A 423-nucleotide genomic window follows, 5' to 3' on the forward strand; every position below is an offset into this window, starting at 1 on the left:
TCCATCGCCCGCTTCAATGCATCCCGATCCCGGATATCGCCGACGACGAGCGGACCCCAGCCGACGGATCTCTCGTTGCCGCGGCTCAGATTGTCGAAAACCACCGGCATGTAGCCGGCGGAGGCCAACTGCTTGCAGGTGTGGCTGCCGATGAAGCCGGCTCCACCCGTCACCAGGACTGCCGGCCGGCTCATGAGGCGGCAGCTCCTCTGGCAATGCGGTTTCCGTAGAGCAGGGTGTCAAAATACTCGACGGTGCGCGCGAGCCCCTGGCTCAAGCTGATTTTCGGCTCCCAGCCGAGATTGGCCTTGGCAAAAGAGATGTCCGGCTTGCGCTGCCTGGGATCGTCGACCGGCAACGGCCGATGCACGATCTTCGATCGGGCGTTGGTGTAATCGACGACCAGCGTTGCCAGTTCCATGA

Annotated in this window: 1 protein-coding gene and 1 pseudogene; both read right to left on the minus strand. The window is 62.9% G+C overall.

The genetic code is table 11. From position 1 onward, the window contains the following. The coding region (locus EN749_RS37235) for an NAD-dependent epimerase/dehydratase family protein (protein ID WP_128365174.1) at window positions 1-194 on the minus strand (194 nt) is incomplete at its 3' end. After that, a pseudogene (locus EN749_RS37240) lies at window positions 191-423 on the minus strand (SDR family NAD-dependent epimerase/dehydratase); the annotation flags it as partial. The gene EN749_RS37235 and the pseudogene EN749_RS37240, both read right to left, overlap by 4 nt.

It is taken from the genome of Mesorhizobium sp. M7A.F.Ca.ET.027.02.1.1, from assembly GCF_004022985.1.
Classification (GTDB): Bacteria; Pseudomonadota; Alphaproteobacteria; order Rhizobiales; family Rhizobiaceae; genus Mesorhizobium.